The 18,735-nt window shown below is 75.1% G+C and carries 18 protein-coding genes; 9 read left to right on the forward strand and 9 right to left on the reverse strand.

Annotated elements, in window-relative coordinates:
* The first annotated feature begins 58 nt into the window (after positions 1-58).
* The 4 genes from ACTMS0_RS07465 (at position 59) to ACTMS0_RS07480 (ending at position 4,826) form a co-directional block, all read left to right on the forward strand.
* Positions 59-1,690 (forward strand): glycosyl hydrolase family 18 protein, encoded by a 1,632-nt coding sequence (locus ACTMS0_RS07465; RefSeq protein ID WP_441154359.1) that lies wholly within the window; start codon positions 59-61, stop codon positions 1,688-1,690.
* A 149-nt stretch (positions 1,691-1,839) separates the two neighbouring features.
* Positions 1,840-2,319: a hypothetical protein gene (locus ACTMS0_RS07470; RefSeq protein WP_441154360.1), complete on the forward strand. Its 480-nt coding sequence runs from the start codon at positions 1,840-1,842 to the stop codon at positions 2,317-2,319.
* A gap of 79 nt (positions 2,320-2,398) precedes the next feature.
* Positions 2,399-3,805, forward strand: coding sequence for a class II 3-deoxy-7-phosphoheptulonate synthase (locus ACTMS0_RS07475; protein WP_441154361.1), 1,407 nt, complete (start codon positions 2,399-2,401; stop codon positions 3,803-3,805).
* Entirely contained in the window at positions 3,798-4,826 is a 1,029-nt protein-coding gene (locus ACTMS0_RS07480; protein WP_441154362.1) for a threonine aldolase family protein, read from the forward strand. The genes ACTMS0_RS07475 and ACTMS0_RS07480 overlap by 8 nt, the downstream gene beginning before the upstream one ends.
* Positions 4,827-4,838: 12 nt before the next feature.
* Here ACTMS0_RS07480 and ACTMS0_RS07485 read toward each other — a convergent pair whose 3' ends face one another.
* Both ACTMS0_RS07485 and pknB read right to left on the reverse strand, forming a co-directional pair.
* Positions 4,839-5,702: a deoxyribonuclease IV gene (locus ACTMS0_RS07485; protein WP_441154363.1), complete on the reverse strand. Its 864-nt coding sequence runs from the start codon at positions 5,700-5,702 to the stop codon at positions 4,839-4,841.
* A 2-nt stretch (positions 5,703-5,704) separates the two neighbouring features.
* Positions 5,705-7,690 carry a Stk1 family PASTA domain-containing Ser/Thr kinase gene (gene pknB / locus ACTMS0_RS07490; protein ID WP_441154364.1) on the reverse strand — a complete coding sequence of 662 codons (1,986 nt, stop codon included), beginning with the start codon at positions 7,688-7,690 and terminating at the stop codon, positions 5,705-5,707.
* Between the two features lie 187 nt (positions 7,691-7,877).
* Between pknB and ACTMS0_RS07495 the strand changes: the two genes are divergently transcribed.
* The gene (locus tag ACTMS0_RS07495) at positions 7,878-8,246 is read left to right on the forward strand and encodes an Rv2175c family DNA-binding protein (RefSeq protein ID WP_441154365.1); all 369 of its coding nucleotides are present in this window, start codon (positions 7,878-7,880) and stop codon (positions 8,244-8,246) included.
* Positions 8,247-8,417: 171 nt separating this feature from the next.
* Here ACTMS0_RS07495 and ACTMS0_RS07500 read toward each other — a convergent pair whose 3' ends face one another.
* On the reverse strand, positions 8,418-9,500 hold the full coding sequence (locus ACTMS0_RS07500; RefSeq protein WP_441154366.1) for a polyprenyl synthetase family protein: 1,083 nt from the start codon (positions 9,498-9,500) through the stop codon (positions 8,418-8,420).
* 159 nt (positions 9,501-9,659) lie between these two features.
* Between ACTMS0_RS07500 and metF the strand changes: the two genes are divergently transcribed.
* Positions 9,660-10,577, forward strand: a complete 918-nt coding sequence (gene metF / locus ACTMS0_RS07505; protein WP_441154367.1) for a methylenetetrahydrofolate reductase [NAD(P)H] — start codon at positions 9,660-9,662, stop codon at positions 10,575-10,577.
* Positions 10,578-10,621: 44 nt separating this feature from the next.
* Positions 10,622-11,311 carry a CDP-alcohol phosphatidyltransferase family protein gene (locus ACTMS0_RS07510; protein WP_441154368.1) on the forward strand — a complete coding sequence of 230 codons (690 nt, stop codon included), beginning with the start codon at positions 10,622-10,624 and terminating at the stop codon, positions 11,309-11,311.
* A 63-nt stretch (positions 11,312-11,374) separates the two neighbouring features.
* Here ACTMS0_RS07510 and ACTMS0_RS07515 read toward each other — a convergent pair whose 3' ends face one another.
* The 6 genes from ACTMS0_RS07515 to ACTMS0_RS07540 form a co-directional block, all read right to left on the reverse strand.
* Positions 11,375-12,862, reverse strand: a complete 1,488-nt coding sequence (locus ACTMS0_RS07515; protein WP_441154369.1) for a phytoene desaturase family protein — start codon at positions 12,860-12,862, stop codon at positions 11,375-11,377.
* 16 nt (positions 12,863-12,878) lie between these two features.
* A complete protein-coding gene (locus tag ACTMS0_RS07520; RefSeq protein ID WP_441154370.1) occupies positions 12,879-14,006 on the reverse strand; it encodes a glycosyltransferase in 1,128 nt (375 codons plus the stop codon).
* 64 nt (positions 14,007-14,070) lie between these two features.
* Positions 14,071-14,940 carry a carotenoid biosynthesis protein gene (locus tag ACTMS0_RS07525; RefSeq protein WP_441154371.1) on the reverse strand — a complete coding sequence of 290 codons (870 nt, stop codon included), beginning with the start codon at positions 14,938-14,940 and terminating at the stop codon, positions 14,071-14,073.
* On the reverse strand, positions 14,937-15,506 hold the full coding sequence (locus ACTMS0_RS07530) for a GNAT family N-acetyltransferase (protein WP_441154372.1): 570 nt from the start codon (positions 15,504-15,506) through the stop codon (positions 14,937-14,939). The genes ACTMS0_RS07525 and ACTMS0_RS07530 overlap by 4 nt, the downstream gene beginning before the upstream one ends.
* Positions 15,503-16,255 carry a monooxygenase gene (locus ACTMS0_RS07535; RefSeq protein WP_441154373.1) on the reverse strand — a complete coding sequence of 251 codons (753 nt, stop codon included), beginning with the start codon at positions 16,253-16,255 and terminating at the stop codon, positions 15,503-15,505. The genes ACTMS0_RS07530 and ACTMS0_RS07535 overlap by 4 nt, the downstream gene beginning before the upstream one ends.
* A gap of 43 nt (positions 16,256-16,298) precedes the next feature.
* A complete protein-coding gene (locus tag ACTMS0_RS07540; RefSeq protein WP_441154374.1) occupies positions 16,299-16,787 on the reverse strand; it encodes a YbaK/EbsC family protein in 489 nt (162 codons plus the stop codon).
* Between the two features lie 456 nt (positions 16,788-17,243).
* On the opposite strand from ACTMS0_RS07540, the gene ACTMS0_RS07545 reads away from it, so the two are divergent.
* Together ACTMS0_RS07545 and ACTMS0_RS07550 are read left to right on the forward strand one after the other, a co-directional pair.
* On the forward strand, positions 17,244-17,693 hold the full coding sequence (locus ACTMS0_RS07545) for an SAV_6107 family HEPN domain-containing protein (protein ID WP_441154375.1): 450 nt from the start codon (positions 17,244-17,246) through the stop codon (positions 17,691-17,693).
* A gap of 124 nt (positions 17,694-17,817) precedes the next feature.
* A complete protein-coding gene (locus tag ACTMS0_RS07550) occupies positions 17,818-18,609 on the forward strand; it encodes a hypothetical protein (RefSeq protein WP_441154376.1) in 792 nt (263 codons plus the stop codon).
* The last annotated feature ends 126 nt before the right edge of the window (positions 18,610-18,735 follow it).

Below are 18,735 nucleotides of genomic sequence, written 5' to 3' on the forward strand. Positions count from 1 at the left end.
TGAGTAGCGTCTCAGCAATTATTTTGGAAAGTTTCCTAACTGTTTGGGGAGACGCCACATGAAGAGATCGTTCCGCCGGGCCCTCTGGGTCGGCGCCGTGGTCGCGCTGACGGCCGCGACGGTCCCGATGGCCTCGGCGTTCGGGGCCGGCAGTGTCACCGCCACGTTCGCCAAGGTGCAGGACTGGGGGACCGGTCACGAGACGCGGGTGACGGTCACCAACGGCTCGGACGCGTCGGTGAGCACCTGGCGCATCGAGTTCGACCTGCCCGCCGGCACCAGCATCAGCAGCTCCTGGGACGCCGACGTCACCCGCACCGGCGACCACTACGTCGCGGTCAAGAAGAGCTGGGCCGGCCCGCTCGGCCCGGGCGCCACCTTCAGCTGGGGCTACAACGGCACCGGCGCCTACAAGGCCCCGCTGAACTGCACCGTCAACGGCGCCCCCTGCGCCGGTGGCGGCACCCCGCCCCCGACCACCACCGCGCCGCCGACCACCGCCCCGCCGCCGACCACGGCGCCCCCCACCACCCCGCCCCCGACGACCCCGCCGCCCACGACCCCGCCGCCGAGCGGCGACCGCAAGATCGTCGGCTACTTCGCGCAGTGGGGCGTCTACGCCCGCAACTACCACGTCAAGAACATCCACACCAGCGGCTCGGCCTCGAAGCTGACGCACATCCTGTACGCCTTCGGCAACACGACCGGCGGGCGCTGCACCATCGGTGACAGCTACGCCGACTACGAGAAGGCGTACACCGCGGCGGACAGCGTCGACGGCGTCGCCGACACCTGGGACCAGCCGCTGCGCGGCAGCTTCAACCAGCTGCGCAAGCTCAAGAAGATGTACCCCCACCTCAAGGTGATCTGGTCCTTCGGTGGCTGGACCTGGTCCGGCGGCTTCACCCAGGCCGCGCAGAACCCGGCCGCCTTCGCCCAGAGCTGCTACAACCTGGTCGAGGACCCGCGCTGGGCGGACGTCTTCGACGGCATCGACGTCGACTGGGAGTACCCGAACGCCTGCGGCCTCACCTGCGACTCCAGCGGCCCGGCCGCGTTCAAGAACGTGGTGAGCGCGCTGCGCTCGCGGTTCGGCTCGTCGGCCCTGGTCACCTCGGCGATCACCGCGGACGGCAGCAACGGCGGCAAGATCGACGCCGCCGACTACGCCGGCGCGGCACCGTACCTCAACTGGATCATGCCGATGACGTACGACTACTTCGGCGCCTTCGCCCCGCAGGGCCCGACGGCCCCGCACTCCCCGCTCCACTCGTACGCGGGCATCCCGCAGCAGGGCTTCTGGTCGGACGCGGCGATCCAGAAGCTCAAGAGCAAGGGCATCCCGGCCAACAAGCTGCTGCTCGGCATCGGCTTCTACGGCCGCGGCTGGACCGGGGTGACCCAGACCGCGCCGGGCGGCACCGCCACCGGCCCGGCCCCGGGCACCTACGAGCAGGGCATCGAGGACTACAAGGTCCTCAAGAACACCTGCCCGGCCACGGGCACCGTCGGCGGCACGGCGTACGCCAAGTGCGGCAGCAACTGGTGGAGCTACGACACCCCGTCCACCATCGGCGGCAAGATGACGTACGCGAAGAACCAGGGCCTCGGTGGCGCGTTCTTCTGGGAGCTCTCCGGTGACACCACCAGCGGTGAGCTGATCGGCGCCATCAAGGGCGGTCTCGGCTAGTCCGCAGGCCGACGCATCACCCACACGGCGGGGAGGGACCGCGCACCGGTCCCTCCCCGCCCGCGTGTGCCGACGGGCGGTCGGCGGGGTCGATGTGACAGACTCGCCGCTCGACGGGGGTTCGATGTCCGCGCGCGCTCGGAGGTGACATGCGTACGGCGTACCGGAGGCTGGCGGTCGGCGCCCTCGCCGCGGCCCTGCCGTCCGTCCTGCTCGGCTGCGGGATCGGCGGCGACGACGAGCCGGCGGAGCGTCCCGGACGGGCGCCCGCCGAGGAGGCCTCGGCCAAGGCCCGGGAGCGGGTGCAGGCGTACCTGGACGCCATGACGGCCAAGGACGTGGCCGCCGGGCGCAGCCAGCTCTGCGCGGCGATGCACGAGGCGTTCGACGCCGCCGCCACCGGACCGAACGGTGACTTCGCCGACCACTTCGAGGTGCCCCAGGCGCAGATCACCGACATCCGCCCCGGCCCGAAGGGCCTCCAGGTGAGCACGTCGGTGTCGGTGACCGCCGGCACGCGCAAGCTCACCCGCCCGCTGCTGTTCACGGTCACCCGCGACGGGGCCGACTGGTGCATCGCGGGCGAGGCGGCCGGCGGCAACACGCCCAGCCCCGCCCCCACCCCCTGACCGGTGAGGGATCTCTCACCTGCCGGAACAGTCCCCCTCGCCGCCCGGCCGCCCGGTCCGTCGCCGTACGCTTTCTGTCATGCGCCATGAGTGGCATCAGCTGAGCCATCCTGCCGTCGGCAGCCCCGTGCTCCAGACCAGCCGGCCGACCGTCGACTCCGCCGAGGACGCGGCCCTCGGCCTGGACCGCTGGCGGGACCTGCCCCGCGCGCAGACCCCGCCCTGGCCGGATCCGGCCCAGGTCACCGAGGTCTGCAAGGTGCTGGAGAACGTGCCGTCGGTCGTGGCGCCCTACGAGGTCGACCAGCTGCGGCAGAAGCTCGCGCTGGTCTGCGAGGGCAAGGCGTTCCTGCTCCAGGGCGGCGACTGCGCGGAGACCTTCGCCGACAACACCGAGAGCCACCTGCTCGCCAATGCCCGCACGCTGCTCCAGATGGCGATCGTCCTGACCTACGGCGCCTCCCTGCCGGTGGTCAAGGTCGCCCGGGTCGCGGGCCAGTACACGAAGCCCCGATCGCTGCCGACCGACGCGCGCGGCCTGCCGGCCTACCGCGGCGACATGATCAACTCGCTGGAGGCGACGCCGGAGGCGCGGGTCGCCGACCCGCAGCGCATGATCCGGGCGTACGCGAACTCGGCCGCCGCGATGAACATGCTCCGCGCGTACCTGGCCGGCGGCCTGGCCGACCTGCACGCGGTGCACGACTGGAACAAGGGCTTCGTGCGCAACTCGCCGGCCGGTGAGCGGTACGAGGCGATCGCCCGCGAGATCGATCGGGCGCTGGCCTTCATCCGGGCCTGCGGGATGACCGACGACGAGGCGCTGCGGACCGTCACCCTCTACTGCTCCCACGAGGCGCTCGCCCTGGAGTACGACCGGGCGCTCACCCGGGTCTCCGACCGGCGGGCGTACGGCCTGTCCGGGCACTTCCTGTGGATCGGCGAGCGCACCCGGCAGATCGACGGTGGGCACATCGACTTCATCTCCCGGATCGCCAACCCGATCGGCGTGAAGCTCGGCCCCACCACCACGCCGGACGAGGCCATCGAGCTGTGCGAGAAGCTCAACCCGGACAACGTCCCCGGCCGGCTCACCCTGATCAGCCGGATGGGCAACCACCGGGTCCGCGACGCCCTGCCCCCGATCGTCGCCAAGGTCACCGCGGCCGGCGCCAAGGTCGTCTGGCAGTGCGACCCGATGCACGGCAACACCCACGAGTCGTCCAACGGCTACAAGACGCGCCACTTCGACCGCATCGTCGACGAGGTGCTGGGCTACTTCGAGGTGCACCGGGGCCTGGACACCCACCCCGGCGGCCTGCACGTCGAACTGACCGGCGAGGACGTCACCGAGTGCCTCGGCGGCGCCCAGGGCATCGAGGACCTCGACCTGCCCGACCGGTACGAGACCGCCTGCGACCCGCGACTGAACACCCAGCAGTCGCTGGAGCTGGCCTTCCTGGTGGCGGAGATGCTGCGTGGCTGACCTGATCGATCTCCGTTCGGACACGGTGACCCGGCCGACCGCCGGGATGCGGCAGGCCATGGCCACCGCCGACGTCGGCGACGACGTGTACGGCGAGGACCCGACGGTCAACGCCCTCGAGGCCGAGGTCGCCGCGCTCTTCGGGCACGAGGCGGCGCTGTTCTGCCCGACCGGGTCGATGGCCAACCAGATCGCCCTGCAACTGCTCGTGCCGCCCGGCAACGAGCTGCTCTGCGACGCCGACGCGCACGTGGTGACGTACGAGATCGGCGCCGCCGCCGCGTACGGTGGCATCTCCTCCCGGACGTGGCCGGCGGTCGGCGCGGACATCGACCCCGACGCGGTCGCCGCCATGATCCGGCCCGACGGCTACTGGGCGGTGCCCACCCGGGCCATCGCCGTCGAGCAGACCCACAACCGGGGCGGCGGCGGGGTGATCCCCCTCGACACCCTGCGCGAGCTGCGGCGCGTCGCCGACGACGCGCAGGTCGCGCTGCACTGCGACGGTGCCCGCATCTGGCACGCGCACGTCGCCGACGGGGTGCCGCTGGCGACGTACGGCGGGCTCTTCGACACCCTGTCGGTCTGCCTGTCCAAGGGCCTCGGCGCGCCGGTCGGCTCGCTGGTGGTGGGCAGCGCCGACAAGATCGAGCGGGCCCGGTTCGTCCGCAAGCGGATGGGCGGTGGCATGCGGCAGGCAGGCATCCTCGCCGCGGCCGGCCGGTTCGCCCTCGCGCACCACGTCGAGCGGCTCGCCGAGGACCATGCGAAGGCGGCCCGGCTCGCCGAGGCGGTCGCCCCGTTCGGGGTGCTGGCCACGGGCGTGCGCACCAACCTCGTCCCGCTGGATCTGACCAAGGCGCCGCTGGACGCGCACGCCCTCGCCACCGCCGCCCGCGCGGAGGGTCTGCTGGTCTCGGTGCTCGGCCCCCGTACGGCCCGCCTGGTCACCCACATGGACGTCGACGACGCCGCCATCGGCCGCGCCATCGACGTCCTCACCCGGATCCTCCGCGGCTGACCCCCGCGGGAGTCAGGGGCGGAGGCGCTTGAGGGTGGCCACGTCGGCGGCGTGGCCCACGTGCTTCTCCGTCGGGGTCTCCACCACGATCGGCACGCCGGCGGTGGCCGGGTGGCGCATCAGCTCCGCGAACGCCGGCTCGCCGATGGTGCCCTTGCCGATGTTCTCGTGCCGGTCCCGGGTGGAGCCGCACAGGTCCTTCGAGTCGTTCGCGTGCACCAGCCGCAGCCGGTCCGCCCCGACCGTCGCGACCAGGGTGTCCAGCGTCGCCGTCATGCCGCCCTCGGCGGCCAGGTCGTGCCCCGCCGCCCACGCGTGGCAGGTGTCGAAGCAGACACCCAGCATCGGGTGCCCGTCCACCGCGTCGAGGTAGGGGCCGAGATGCTCCACCCGGGAGGCGAGCGACCGCCCGCCGCCCGCGCTCGGCTCGACCAGCAGCATCGGCCCGCCGGCGTCGCCCGCGGCGTCCAGCAGCGGGAGCAGCGCCTCGCGGACCTGCCGCATGGCCGCCTCGGCGTGGCCCGCGTCCACCGAACTGCCGGCGTGGAAGACCACCCCGCGCGCCCCGATCGCCGTGCCCCGGCGCAGCGCGTGCGCCAGCGTCGACGCCGACCGCTCGACCGTCGCGGCGGTGGGGGAACCCAGGTTGACCAGCAGCGACGCGTGGATGAAGACCGGAACGCCGCGCTCCGCGCAGCCGGAGCGGAACAGGGCGTCCTGGACCGGGTCACCGGGTGGCAGCGCCCAGCCCCGCGAGTTGGAGACGTAGACCTGGACGACCTCCGAGCCGGCCGCGTCGACGTACGGCAGGGCCGCCTTCGCCAGGCCGCCCGAGGTCGGCGTGTGCGTGCCGACCGGCCGGTGCGGTGCCGTCATCGTCACAGACACCCGAGGGTGACCGGGGTGCCCGGAGGCACCTGCGAATTCTCGCCCGGGCTCTGGAACCGGGTGATGCCGTTCGGGTTGAACTGCACGGTCACCGGGAAGCCCTGGCTCTGCAGCACCTGCTGCGCCTGCGGGCACGGCAGGTCGATCACGCGGGGGACGACGACGAGCGGCGGCCCCTGGCTGACCTCCAGCCGGACCTGGGCGCCCTTCTCCACACCGGTGCCGTCGGCCGGGCTCTGCCCGAGGACCTCGTCCTTGGGCTTGTCGGACTCCTTGACGGTCGGCGGCTCGACGAGCACGAGCCCGAGCCGGGCCAGGATCGACCGGGCTTCGTTCAGGTTCTTGCCGACCAGGTTCGGTACCGAGATCGGGGCCTTCCCCTTGCTCAGGATCACGGTGACCTTGTCGCCCGGCTTGACCTCGGTGCCCGCCTTCGGGTCGGTCGCCAGCACCACGCCGGCCGGCAGGCTGTCGTCGTAGCGGGCGGCTCCCTTGGCCACCTTCAGCTGCGCGTCGGCCAGGTCGGTCGCGGCCAGCTCGAACTCCTTGCCGACCACGTCCGGCACGGGGAAACGCTCCGGGCCCAGCGAGAGGGTGAGCGTGATCGTGCCACCCTTCTCGATCCGGGTGGACGACACCGGGTCCTGCGCCAGGACGGCGTCCTTCGGCACCTGCTCGTCGTGGCGGGGATCGGCGTACGCGAGGACGAAGCCGGCCCGTTCCGCCTGCGCCTGCGCCTCCGCCTTGCTGAGGCTCACCAGCTGCGGCGCCACCGTGTACCGGCCGACACCGAACCACCAGCCGCCCGTCGCGGCGATCAGGCCGAGCACCACGACGGCGGCGGCGACGGCCAGCCGGCCCCGCGGGTGCCCCAGCACCCGGGTCCGCAGCGCGGCCAGCCGGGACCAGACGTCGTCCCCCTCGGGGCCTGCCCGCCGCCGGCCCGCGCGTGAACTGCCCTCCGGGAGCCGGGCCCAGGCGGGCCGCTCGGCCGGCTGGACGGCCGCGACCACCATGGTGGGCTGGGCCACCGCCGGCTCGTCGGCCACCCGGCGCAGCACCGCCGTACGCGTGTTGTGGTTGCCCAGGTCCTCCCGGGCCACCTGCACCTCGGCCAGCAGCGCGCCGGCGTCGGTCGGACGGGCACCCGGATCGCGCCGGGTGGCCCGGGCGACCAGGTCGTCGAGCGACTTCGGCAGCCCCGGCACCAGGGTCGAGGGCGCCGGCACGTCCCGGTCGACGTGCTGCCAGGCCACCTCGACCGGCCGGTCCCCGTCGTACGGCACCCGGCCGGTCAGCATCTCGAACAGCACGATGCCGGCCGAGTAGACGTCCGTACGCGGGTCGGCGTGGCCGTCGGTGACCAGCTCCGGCGCGACGTACGCGACGGTGGCCATGAGCTGGTTGCCCTGCTCCTCGTGGGCGCTCGCCTCGACCGCCCGGGCGAGCCCGAAGTCGGCGACCTTCACCACGCTGTCGACCAGGTTGGCCGCACCGCCGGTCGGGGCCTCGGCGACCAGCACGTTCTCCGGCTTGACGTCGCGGTGGACCAGGCCGGCCCGGTGCGCCGCGGCGATCGCGGCGAGCATCTGCTCGGTGATCGCGAGCGCCTCGTCCGGGTTGAGCCGGCGCCGCTCGGCGAGCACGTCGCGCAGGGTGCGGCCCCGCACGTACTCCATCACCAGGTACGGCCGGCCGCCGTGGGTGCCCTGGTCGTAGACCGCGACGACGTTGGGGTGGGTGAGCCGGGCGATCGTCTTCGCCTCGTCGGTGAAGCGCTCGACGAAGCCCGCCATCCGGCCCTGGACCTCCGGGCCCTGCGCCGGGTGGATGATCTTGACCGCCACGGTGCGCTCGAGGCGCTCGTCGGTGGCGGTGTACACGGTCGCCATGCCGCCACGGGCCACGCGACCGCGGATGCGGTAGCGCCCGTCGATCAGCGAGCCCAGCAACGTGTCGGCGACCTGTGTGTCCATCGGCAGGCAGTCTATGTGTCCAGGGGGTGAAGGTAGAACTGGATGCTACAGCCGGGAGGCGATCGACCGCGTCCGGCGGCGGTGACGCCACGCGTCGCCGCAGGTCGGACGGGCTGCGCGGGGGGCCGATCACGTCGTCGCGGGGTGCCGCCACCCGCCCGGGGGACGGACGTGGCAGGGTGGTCTGGTGACCGACTCCGTACCCGCCGACGACAACGCCGCCGAACCGGCCGGCTGGTTGACCCTTCCGGACGTCGCCGAGCGCCTCGACATGCCGATCAGCAAGGTCCACCAGATGATCCGGGACCGGGAGTTGATCGCGGTACGCCGCGACGGCATCCGGCGAGTGCCGGAGGACCTGGTGGCCAACCGGGTCGTCCTCAAGCACCTGCCCGGGGTGCTCAACCTGCTGGCCGACGCCGGCTACGACGACGAGGAGAGCCTGCGCTGGCTGTTCCAGCCGGACGCCACGCTGCCCGGCGGCACGCCGGCCGCCGCCCTCGCCGGCGACCAGGCCCGCGAGATCAAGCGCCGAGCCCAAGCCCTGGGCTTCTGACCCCCCTCTCCCTCCCGCCCTCCCGCCCCCTTCCCCGCCCCTTCCCCGCTCCCGCGATCTTGCACTTTCTGCCCCGACGAACTGGGGCGAAAGCGGCAATCGAGGGGCCAGAACTGCAAGATCGCGGAGCGTGCGGGGTGCGGCGCGGCGCCCGGGTCGGGCCGGGGACCGTCAGGCCGGGCGACGGGTGGCGGCGATGGCCAGGTCGACCAGGGCCTGGCGGGCCTCGGTGTCCAGGTCGACGGTGGCCAGGGCGGCGAGCGCGGCGTCGGTGAGCGCCGCGATCCGCTGCTCGGTGCGGGCCAGCGCGCCGCTGGCCTCGATCAGGTCCCGCAGCCGCGTCACGCCCGCCTCGTCGAGCGCCGGGTCCCCGAGACCGCCGAGCAGCACCTCCCGCCCGGCCTCGTCGGCTGCCTCGAGGGCGGCCGCCACCAGGTAGGTGCGCTTCCCCTCGCGCAGGTCGTCACCGGCCGGCTTGCCGGTCTGTGCCGGATCACCGAAGACACCCAGCACGTCGTCGCGGAGCTGGAAGGCCTCGCCCAGCGGCAGCCCGTACGCCGAGTACGCCGCCCGCACGTCCGGCGAGGCGTCGGCCAGCGCGCCACCGAGCAGCAGCGGGCGCTCGACCGTGTACTTCGCCGACTTGTAGCGGGCCACCTTCCCGGCCCGCTCCAGCGAGGTGTCCCCGGTGGCCTGGGTCAGCACGTCGAGGTACTGCCCGACCGTGACCTCGGTGCGCATCTCGTCGAAGACCGGTCGCGCCCGCGCCACCGTGCCCGGATCCAGCCCGGCCGAGTGCAGCATCTCGTCCGACCAGACCAGGCAGAGGTCCCCGAGCAGGATCGCCGCGGCGTCGCCGAACCCGTCCGCGTCCCCGCCCCAGCCGGACGCCCGGTGCCGGGCCGCGAACCGGCGGTGCACGGCCGGCTCGCCCCGCCGCGTGTCGGAGCGGTCCATCAGGTCGTCGTGGATCAGCGCGCTGGCCTGGACGAACTCCAACGCGGCGAGGGCGGTCACGACCTGGTCGGTGTCCACCCCGCCGGCACCCCGGAACCCCCAGTACGCGAACGCGGGCCGAAGCCGCTTGCCGCCGCCGAGGACGAACGCCTCGATCGCCTCGGCGACCGGGACCAGGGCGTCGTCGACGCCGGTCATCCAGCTGCGCTGGGCGGCCAGGAACTCGGTCAGCGCCTTGTCGACGCGTTGACGCAGCCCGGCGCGGTCGACCGGGGAGACGGGAGCAGCGTGGGTCACGCTCAGACGCTAGCCGGTCGGGCCGCCCGGGACGTACCGGCGGGGGGCCACGGCGCGCGGCGGCGCGGACCCGCCGTGCCGGGCGCCGCGCCCACCGCCACCTGTCCGCCGCGTGGGAAGGGCATGGGTCCGGCGGCCCCGCACCGCTAGAGTCGTGACGTGGCGCTCGGTCTCCCCTCGGTCCTCCCCAATCCGCAGCCGGCGATCGGGGAGCTGATCCGCGACCACCAGCCGACGTTCTCCTTCGAGTTCATGCCGCCGAAGACCGCGCAGGGCGAGCGGCTGCTCTGGCAGGCCATCCGGGAGCTGGAGTCGCTGCGCCCGTCGTTCGTCTCGATCACCTACGGCGCCGGCGGGTCGACCCGGGACACGACGGTCGCGGTCACCGAGCGGATCGCCACCGAGACGACGCTGCTGCCGATGGCGCACCTGACGGCGGTCAACCACTCGGTCGCCGAGCTGCGCCACATGATCGGGCGGCTGGCCGGCGCGGGCGTGCGCAACGTGCTCGCGGTCCGCGGCGACCCCCCGGGCGACCCCACCGGCGAGTGGATCCCGCACCCGGAGGGCGTGCTCTACGCGGAGGACCTGGTGCGGCTCGTCCGCGACTCCGGCGACTTCAGCGTGGGCGTCGCCGCCTTCCCGTACAAGCACCCCCGCTCGCCCGACATCGCCACCGACACGGCGCACTTCGTCCGCAAGTGCCGGGCGGGCGCCGAGTTCGCGATCACCCAGATGTTCTTCGACGCCGACGAGTACCTGCGGCTGCGGGACCGGGTGGCCGCGGCGGGCTGCGACACCCCGATCCTGCCCGGCGTGATGCCGGTGACCCAGATCAGCACCATCGAGCGGTCGGCGCAGCTCTCCGGCGCGCCCTTCCCGCCGGCCCTGGCCGCGCGCTTCGAGAAGGTCGCCGACGATCCGGAGGCGGTCCGCCGGCTCGGCGTCGAGCAGGCCAGCGAGATGTGCCGCCGGCTGCTCGACGAGGGTGTGCCGGGAATCCACTTCATCACCTTCAACCGGTCGACGGCCACCCGGGAGATCTGGCAGAACCTGCAAGCCGGCGCCCGGGTGTGACCCCACGTGCCGCGACACCTCCCGACAGGTGCGACGGTTGATCCGTGGTGGGCACACAGCTGAACTGGGACCAGTACGCGACGGCCTGGGCACGCCTGCACGGGGGCTTCGACCCGCGCGCGGCCGCCCCGGTCGTCCGCGCCTGGCTGCGCTTCGCGTACCACGTCGGCTTCGTGCTGGGTCGGCTGCGGGTCACCCCGACCGCGGTCACCGTGGCCGGGGTGCTGCTCTGCCTCTGCGTGCCGCTGTTCGCCGTACGACCCCAGGACGGACCGTTCCTCGGCGCGCTGTTCGTGCTGCTCGCCTCCGTGGCGGACAGCGTCGACGGCGCGGTCGCGGTCGCGACGAACCGCACCACCCGGCTCGGGTACGTCTACGACTCGGTGGCCGACCGGCTCGGCGAGGCGGCCTGGTTGGTCGCGTTCTGGCTGATCGGCGCGCCCGGCGCGCTGGTGGCCGCCGGCGGTGGGCTCTCCTGGCTGCACGAGTACGTCCGGGCACGGGCCGTCTCCGCCGGCATGCGGGAGATCGGCGCGGTGACCGTGGGGGAGCGCCCGACCCGCGTCTCGGTGGCTCTGGTCGGCCTGCTGCTGGCCGGCCTGACCGGGCTGATCGACCCGGACCTGGCCGCCGGCACCATCACCATGGCGACCGCCGTGTGGGTGCTGCTGGCCGGCTTCGGCCTGGGGCAGCTGCTGGCGGCCGTCCGCCGCACCCTGATCGACGCCGGCTGAGCCGGGTGGGCGTGTTAACAGGGGGCCCTTTCTCTACCGCAGGCGTTAAGAAGGGGCCCTTCCTTACCAGGCGGGGCCGATCTCGTCGGCGACGATCTGGGCGGACAGGGTGACCATCGGCAGGCCGCCGCCCGGGTGGCTGGAGCCGCCGACCAGCCACAGCCCGTGGACCGGCCCCCGGTTGGGCGGCCGGAGCAGGCCACCGGCGGTGCCGTAGATCGCCCCACCCGGCGCGCCGGTCGCGCTGTCCAGGTCCGCCGGGGTGCGGATCTCCCGGAACACCAGCCGGTCCCGCACGTCCGTGCCGCGCGCGGCCAGCACGTCGAGGACGTGATCCGCGTACGCCTCGGCGAGGCCGGGCCGCCGCCAGTCCACCGCACCGGCGGCGGTGCCGTGCCGGGCGGCGTTGACCAGCACGAACCATGCCTCGTGCCCGGCCGGGCGGACCATCTCGTCGTCCGCGACGGTGACGAAGACCGTCGGGTCGGGGGCGGGACGGGCCCGCACACCCCGCCCCGGCGCCCCGAAGACCGCGTCGAACTCGGCGTCGTAGTCGCCGGGGAAGAAGACCGTGTGGTGCGCCAGCCCGGAGTCGCCGCGTACGCCCAGCAGCAGCACGAAGCCGGCGAGGCTGCGGTCGGTCAGCCCGGCCAGCCGGCGCGGCGAGGGCAGCAGGTCCCGGTAGACGGTGAGCGCGTCGACGTTGGCCACCACCACGTCGGCGGGGACGGGGGCGGCCTGGCCGGCGAGGCGTACGCCGTGGACCCGCCCGCCCGCCGCGTCGATCCGGGTGACCCGGGCGCCGGTCCGCACGACCACGCCGAGGTCCAGGCAGCGGGTCAGCAGCGCGTCGGCCAGGGTGCCCAGCCCGCCGCGCAGGTACCAGCCGCCGAAGGTCAACTCGGCGTACGGCACGGCGACCAGCGCGGCCGGCGCCCGGCGCGGGTCGGCGCCGGTGTACGTGGCGTACCGGTCGAGCAACATCCGCAGCCGGGGGTCGGACAGGTGCGTGCGGCCCAGCCCGCGCAGGGTGCGGCCCGGCCCGATGGCGGCCAGGTCACCCAGCCGCCACGCCAGCGCCGCCAGGTCCCGGGGCGAGTCGACGCGGCGGCGCAGGATGTCCCGCTCCGAGGCCGTCCAGACCCGCTCGGCGCGCCGCCACAGGCGCTGCCAGTCCGCCGCCGCCCGGTCGCCGAAGGCCGCGCCGATCCGGGTGGCGAACTCGGCCGGGTCGGCGCAGGAGTCCAGCGTCGGCCCGCCGTGGGGGAAGACGTGCCGCACGATCGGGTCCAGCGGGACCAGGTCCAGATACTCGTCGAGCTTCGCGCCGGTGTCCTCGAACAGGTCGTGGAGGACCTGGGGCAGGGTGAGCAGGCTGGGCCCGGTGTCGAAGTGGAACGGGCCGGCCGGGCTGTCGTGCACGTACCGGCCGAGCTTGCCGCCGACCGTGTCGCCCTGCTCGAAGACGGTGACCTCGTGCCCGGTGGTGGCCAACCGGGCGGCGCTCGCGAGGCCACCCACCCCGGCGCCGACGACCACGATGCGCGCCATGCCGCGCCCCCAGACCCTAGACGACCGGACGGCCCCGCCAGGTCAGGCGCCGCCGCTTTCGCTGATGGTACGACCGCAGGGTCAGCCAACCGAGGACCGCGACCGACACGGGGTGTGCGAGCGCGTCGGGCCACCACCGGCCGCCGGTGGCCCGCGCGCTGACCACCCGACCGGCGACCCCCAGCAGGTACGCCCCGGCGGCGCCGGCCGCCACCGCCGGCGCGCCGGCGGCCAGCGCGGCCAGGGCGACCAGCGGCGGAGCGGTGTAGAGCAGGAGCAGCAGCGTCACCACCACGCCGGCCGCGACCGGGTGCCCGAACGTGGCCCACAGCGACTTGGTGTAGCCGTCGCGCAGCTGCGGCCAGTCGTCGTACATCCGACAGGTGGCCAGCCGCGAGCCGTCGGCGAGGGCGATCCGGCCACCGGCCCGCTTGACCGCCCGGGCGAGCTCGACGTCCTCCAGGATCCTGTCGGCCACCGCCGCGTGCCCGCCCGCGGCGGCGTAGCCGGCCCGGTCCACCACCAGGAACTGCCCGCCGGCCGCCGCCAGGGACGGCCGCGCCGAGCGCTCCATCGCGCGCAGCGGCAGGAAGGTCAGCCACAGCCACTGCAGCAGCGGCTGGACCAGCCGGTCGGCCACCGTCGCCACCACGATCCGGGGGTACGGCGACAGCAGCGTCACCCGCGCGGCGCGCAGTTCGCCGACCGCCGCGGCCACCGCGTCCGGGGCGAGGACGACGTCGGCGTCGACGAACGCCAGCACCGTGGCGGCCGGGTCGGCGCGGGTGGCGAGCTGCCAGCAGGCGTACGGTTTGCCCAGCCAGCCGGGCGGCGGGGCGACGCCGTCGAGCAGGGTGACCCGCGGGTCGTCCCCGGCGACCGCCCGGACCACGTCCGCGGTGCCGTCGGTCGACCCGTCGTCGAGCACCACGATCCGCAGCCGTGGCACACCGCGCTGGGCCAGCAGCGCGCGCAGGCACGGGGTGACCCGGGCCGCCTCGTCGCGCAGCGGCAGCAGCACCGCCACCGTCTCGGTCACCTCGGCCGCCGCTGCGGCGGGGCGGCGCAGCCAGCGACCGGCGTTGACGACGGTGTGCGCGGTCAGCGCGGCCACGCCCGCCAGCAGCGCCAGCAGGATGCTCACGCCGCCGCCCCGCCATGCCCGCCCCGGCCGGCGCTCCGCGTGCTCCGGCCGGCGCTCCGCCCGCTCATGCCGGCGCGTCGACGCGGGGGCGGGGGTTCCGGTCGGCCGGACCGGGGCGGCGGCGTCCGGGTAGCAGCGTCACCGCCAGCGGGACGGCCGTCACCGCCATGCCGGCCGCGCCCCACAGCGCCGAGGCGGGCAGGCCGAGGAAGACGGCGTGGGCCAGCACGCTGGAGGCGCACGTCCACAGGTAGAGCGCGAGCATCGGGTCGTCGCGGCCGTCGGTGGTGGCGACGGCAGGCCCGGCCAGCGGACGCAGGGCGCTCATCATCAGCACCGCGAAGAGCAGCCAGCCCAGGTAGTTGCTGACCGGGATCCCAGGCAGTCCGGGCAGCGCGGGGGTGGCGTCCCGCCAGACCCAGTAGCCCTCGGCGACCATCTGCGGGTCGAGGAAGAGGTCCCAGGTGGCCAGCCCGAGCGTCGCCAGCGTGATCCGCCGGAGGGTCCGTCCGACCCCGGTGCCGGCGGACCCGCCGGTCGGCGCGCCGCCGGTGAGCCGGACCGCCGCCAGCCAGGCCGGCCAGGCCATCCAGGTCCAGGCGAGGGGGATGACCAGCGGCACGCCGGCCAGTTTCGGGCCGAGCTGGCCGGAGTAGTCGTAGCTGCCGAACGGGAACCCGGTGGCCACGCCGAGCGCCTCGATGGCGAAGCCACCGCCGGTGGCCACCGCGACCAGCACCGCCGCCGTCCGCGGGCCGCGGCTGAGCAGCGCGTGGCTGACCGAGAGCAGGTAGCCCAGCACCACCGTGGCGACGGTGAGCCGGGCCCGGGTCTCCCCGGTGGTCAGCGGGTAGCAGATCTGCGCCAGCACCAGCACGGCCAGCAGCGCCCAGGCCGGGCGGGTCACGCGCGTCGCCGGGGCGGGACGGGTCATGCCGCGGCCGGCGCCGGAGAGGTGGGGGCGGACAGCGGCAGGTCCCGGCCGAGCACCCCGAACGGGCGTTCGTCGCCCGGGAAGTGGAAGTCCCGCAGGATGTCGACGAAGCCGAAGCGCCGGTACAGCCGCCAGGCGCGGGACCGCTGCTCGTCGGCCTCCGGCGTGGACAGCAGCGTGGTCGTCCCCTCGGCCATGGTGAGCAGCGCGCGCAGCTGGCCCGCACCGAGGCCGTGCCCCTGCGCGGGCGGCCGGACGTGCAGCTCCACCACCTCGAAGCAGTTGCTCAGCCAGCGCTGCCGGACCGCCGGGTCCAGCGCGCGCCACACCTGGTCGTGCCACCACTGACCGGCCGCGCCGAGGTAGCCGTAGCCGAAGCCGGCCAGGTGGCCCTCGGAGGTGAGACTGGCGACGGCGCGGAAGCCGGGCCGGCGGACGTGGGTGGCGATGTAGCCGCGGCGGGCCTCCAGCAGGTCGGTGCGGTACCCCATCGCCTCGCCGTAGACGGCCACCACGTCGTCCAGCCGTCGGACGAGATCCTCCGGTGTCCACCGCACCAGCCTCATGCCGCACCCTCCGCCGTACCCGCGTCGCCGTCGGCGACCCACCCCAGCACCGTCCGGTCACCGACCACGTCGCGCACCGCGAACCGCGCGAAGAGTTCCTCGGCGTACCACCCCTCGGTGGGCGTCCGGATGATCGCGGCGCGGTGCTCCGGGTGACGGTACGCGAACGCGACCAGGTCCGCCGGGTCGCGCCACACGCTGACCGTGCCCTGCCAGCCCAGCGGCGCCTCCCCGACGCCGAACCGGGCGAGCAGGCCGGGTGCGGCGTGCAGCGCGGCGGCCACCGGCGGGACCGCCCGCCAGAAGGTGACCGCCCGGGCGGGGCGCAGCCGGGCCCGGGTCAGCGCGAGCACCGGGCCGTCGGCCCGCCCACCGGGCGGGTCGCCGAACGGCCGCCGGCCGGACCACTCGCCCCGGCTGGTGAGCGGGCGCAGGTCGACCCGGACGGCGGCGCGCGCGAGCCGCGTCCAGGCCCGTCCGACCGGGGAGCCGTCGAAGCCGGCCGCGGCGGCGGGGGAGTCCCACACCGTCAGGGCCGCCCACCGGGTCAGGTCCGCGTCGCCCGGCCCGAAGGCGGTGCCGGTCCCGGTGCCGAGCAGCTTGGCGAAGCGTACGCCGGGCAGTGCGCGCAGCCGGCGCGGGTCGCGCGCCATCCGGACCAGCGCCTGGGGCAGCCCGTCCCGGGCGGTGCGCCACACGTGCAGGGTGACCAGGTCGGGAACGGGCTCCCGGCGGTCGGCCGGGCTCACGCGGTCACCTCGCTCCGCCCGCCGAGGGCAACGGTCCGCTCGCTCACGCCACCTCGGCCGGCGTTCCGCCGGTCACCCGGAGCAGCTCGGGATAGGTGGTGGGGAAGACCGCCCGGGGGACGCCCCCGGCGGCCCAGATCTCGTCGTACGTCCCGAGGGCCGTGTCCACCAGGGTGCGCAGCGGCCGCGGGTGGCCGACCGGCGCGACACCGCCGATCACCTGCCCGGTGTGTTCGCGGACGAACTCCGGGGTGGCCCGCCGCAGCCGGGTGACCCCGATCGACGCGGCGAGGCCGGCGGTGTCCACCCGGTGCGCCCCGGAGGTCAGCACGAGCAGCGGCACGCCGTCGGCCTCGAAGACGAGTGAGTTGGCGATCTGTCCGACCTCGACGCCGAGTGCCTCGGCGGCGGCCGCGGCGGTGTGGACCGCGTCGGGCAGCAGGCGGACGGCGCTCGGCGTGCCGGAGCCGTCGCGGGCGCCCGTCCCGTCGAGCGCCTCCTGCACCGCCCGTACGTTCGGGTGTGGCTGCATGCCGCCATTCTTCCGGGTACGCCCGGGACGGGTTCAGCCGGCCACGCTGACGCACCTCCCGCGGGTCAGACGTTGCATTTTCGTCGGAGGGGGGGTGTACTGTCAGCAGTAGTTAGAACGAGTGTTCGATTGCCTCGTACGCTCGTTCCAACAGCCCCGGAGTGGTGTTTCGCGGCACCGGTCCGGGCGGGTGCGGCTCCGCGGGCCGCACCAGGGTTCCGGGCAGTCGCGAGCCCGGGCCCGTCAGGCAGGAGCGTCGCCCGCCGCCCTCGACCCCCGGGCGGCGGGCGACGAACCCGCCGGTCATGCCGGCCGGGTGTGGTGTGGGGAAGCGTCCACACCCGGCCGGCTCCCACACCGGTGCGTCTTCCTCCGCACCACTCGACCCGGCGGTCCCGCCGGCGGACCGGTTTCCGTCGCGGGGTGTGCGCCTCGGCCAGTGGAGGAGACAGACCCATGCCGACCAACCCGGCTCAGGCACCGACGGTGCCGGCGCACGTGCTGCCGCACCGCACCCCCGCCCAGCTTCTCGCGGTCGCCCGCCAGGGGCTGGCCGAGGCCGCCCGGACCGGTCCGGACGGCCTTCGCTACGCGGCGGCCCACCTGGCCGCCCTGCGCGCCGCCGCGGCCGTGCTCGCCGCGCGCGCCCGCCCCGCGCCGACCCGGCGGAACCGGGTCACCAGCGTCTGGGTCCTGCTCTCCGGCGTCGCCCCCGAGTTGGACGAGTGGGCCGGGTTCTTCGCCCTCGGCGCCAGCAAGCGCGCCGCCGCCGAGGCCGGCATCCCCCGGGTCGTCACCGCGCGGGAGGCCGACGACCTGCTGCGCGCGGCGGAGGAGTTCGTGACGGTGGTGGAGACCGCGCTCGGCGTGGCCCACCAACCGGCACTCGACGGCCTCGCGGCCTGATCCCCGGCACCCGTCCCCGGGCCCCGCGCCGGCCGGGCCTGGGGACGGCGCCGTCCGCGCGACCCGGTCCGTTTTGAGCTACCAGCAAGCACACCGCACAGCAGCACGACAGGGGGTAGGTCCGATGGCGGGCCGGATGGTGGTCGGTACCGCCGCACTGGCGGGTCTGGTGCGCCCGGCGAGCGCCCCGGATCCGGCGGGCGGTCACCGGGTGCTGCCGGTGGCCCCCGAGCTCACCGGCCTGCTGCCCAACCGGGGCCTGCGCCGCGGCAGCACGATCGCGGTCGCCGTCGGTCAGCCCCGGCACAGCGGTGCCACCTCCCTGGTCCTGGCGCTGCTCGCCGAGGCGTCCCGGGCCGGCTCGTGGTGCGCCGTGGTCGGGGTGCCGACCTTCGGGGCGGGTGCCGCCGCCGAGCTCGGCATCGCCCTGGACCGGCTCGCCCTGGTGCCGCATCCGGGGCCGGAGTGGGCCACCGTCGTCGCCGCGCTGATCGACGGGGTGGACGTCGTGGTCACCGCCGTGCCGGCCACGGTCTCCGCCTCGGTCGCCGACCGGCTGGCCGCCCGGGCCCGGCAGCGGGGCAGCGTCCTCGTCCCGTACGGGCGGTGGGACGGCGCCGACGTGACCCTCCAGGTGATTCGGGGAGCCTGGGAGGGGCTCGGCGCCGGCCGGGGCCGGCTGCGGCGCCGGGAGGTCACCGTTTCGGCGCGGGGCCGGGGCGCCGCCGCCCGCCCCCGGGAGCTGACGGTCTGGCTGCCCGGTGACGCGCTGACCCGGGTCATCCCCCGCCCGGTCCCCGGCGCCGCGGTCGCCTCGGTCACCGGCCGCTCGGCCGCCGGTCGGCTCCGCACGGTGCCGGCGGCCCCCGCCGCCGAGCCCTCCCCGCCGGCGCTCACCCTGGTCGGTCCGGCGTGACCGGTGCTCCCGCGAGGCGACCGGCGTGACCGGCGTGTCCCGTTCCGAGGCGACCGGCAGCTCCGGCGCGTCCCGTCCGGAGGCGACCGGCCGCTCCGGCGCGTCTCGTCCGGAGGCGACCGGCGG

Source organism: Micromonospora sp. H33 (genome assembly GCF_052068455.1).
In the GTDB taxonomy this organism is placed as follows: domain Bacteria; phylum Actinomycetota; class Actinomycetes; order Mycobacteriales; family Micromonosporaceae; genus Micromonospora.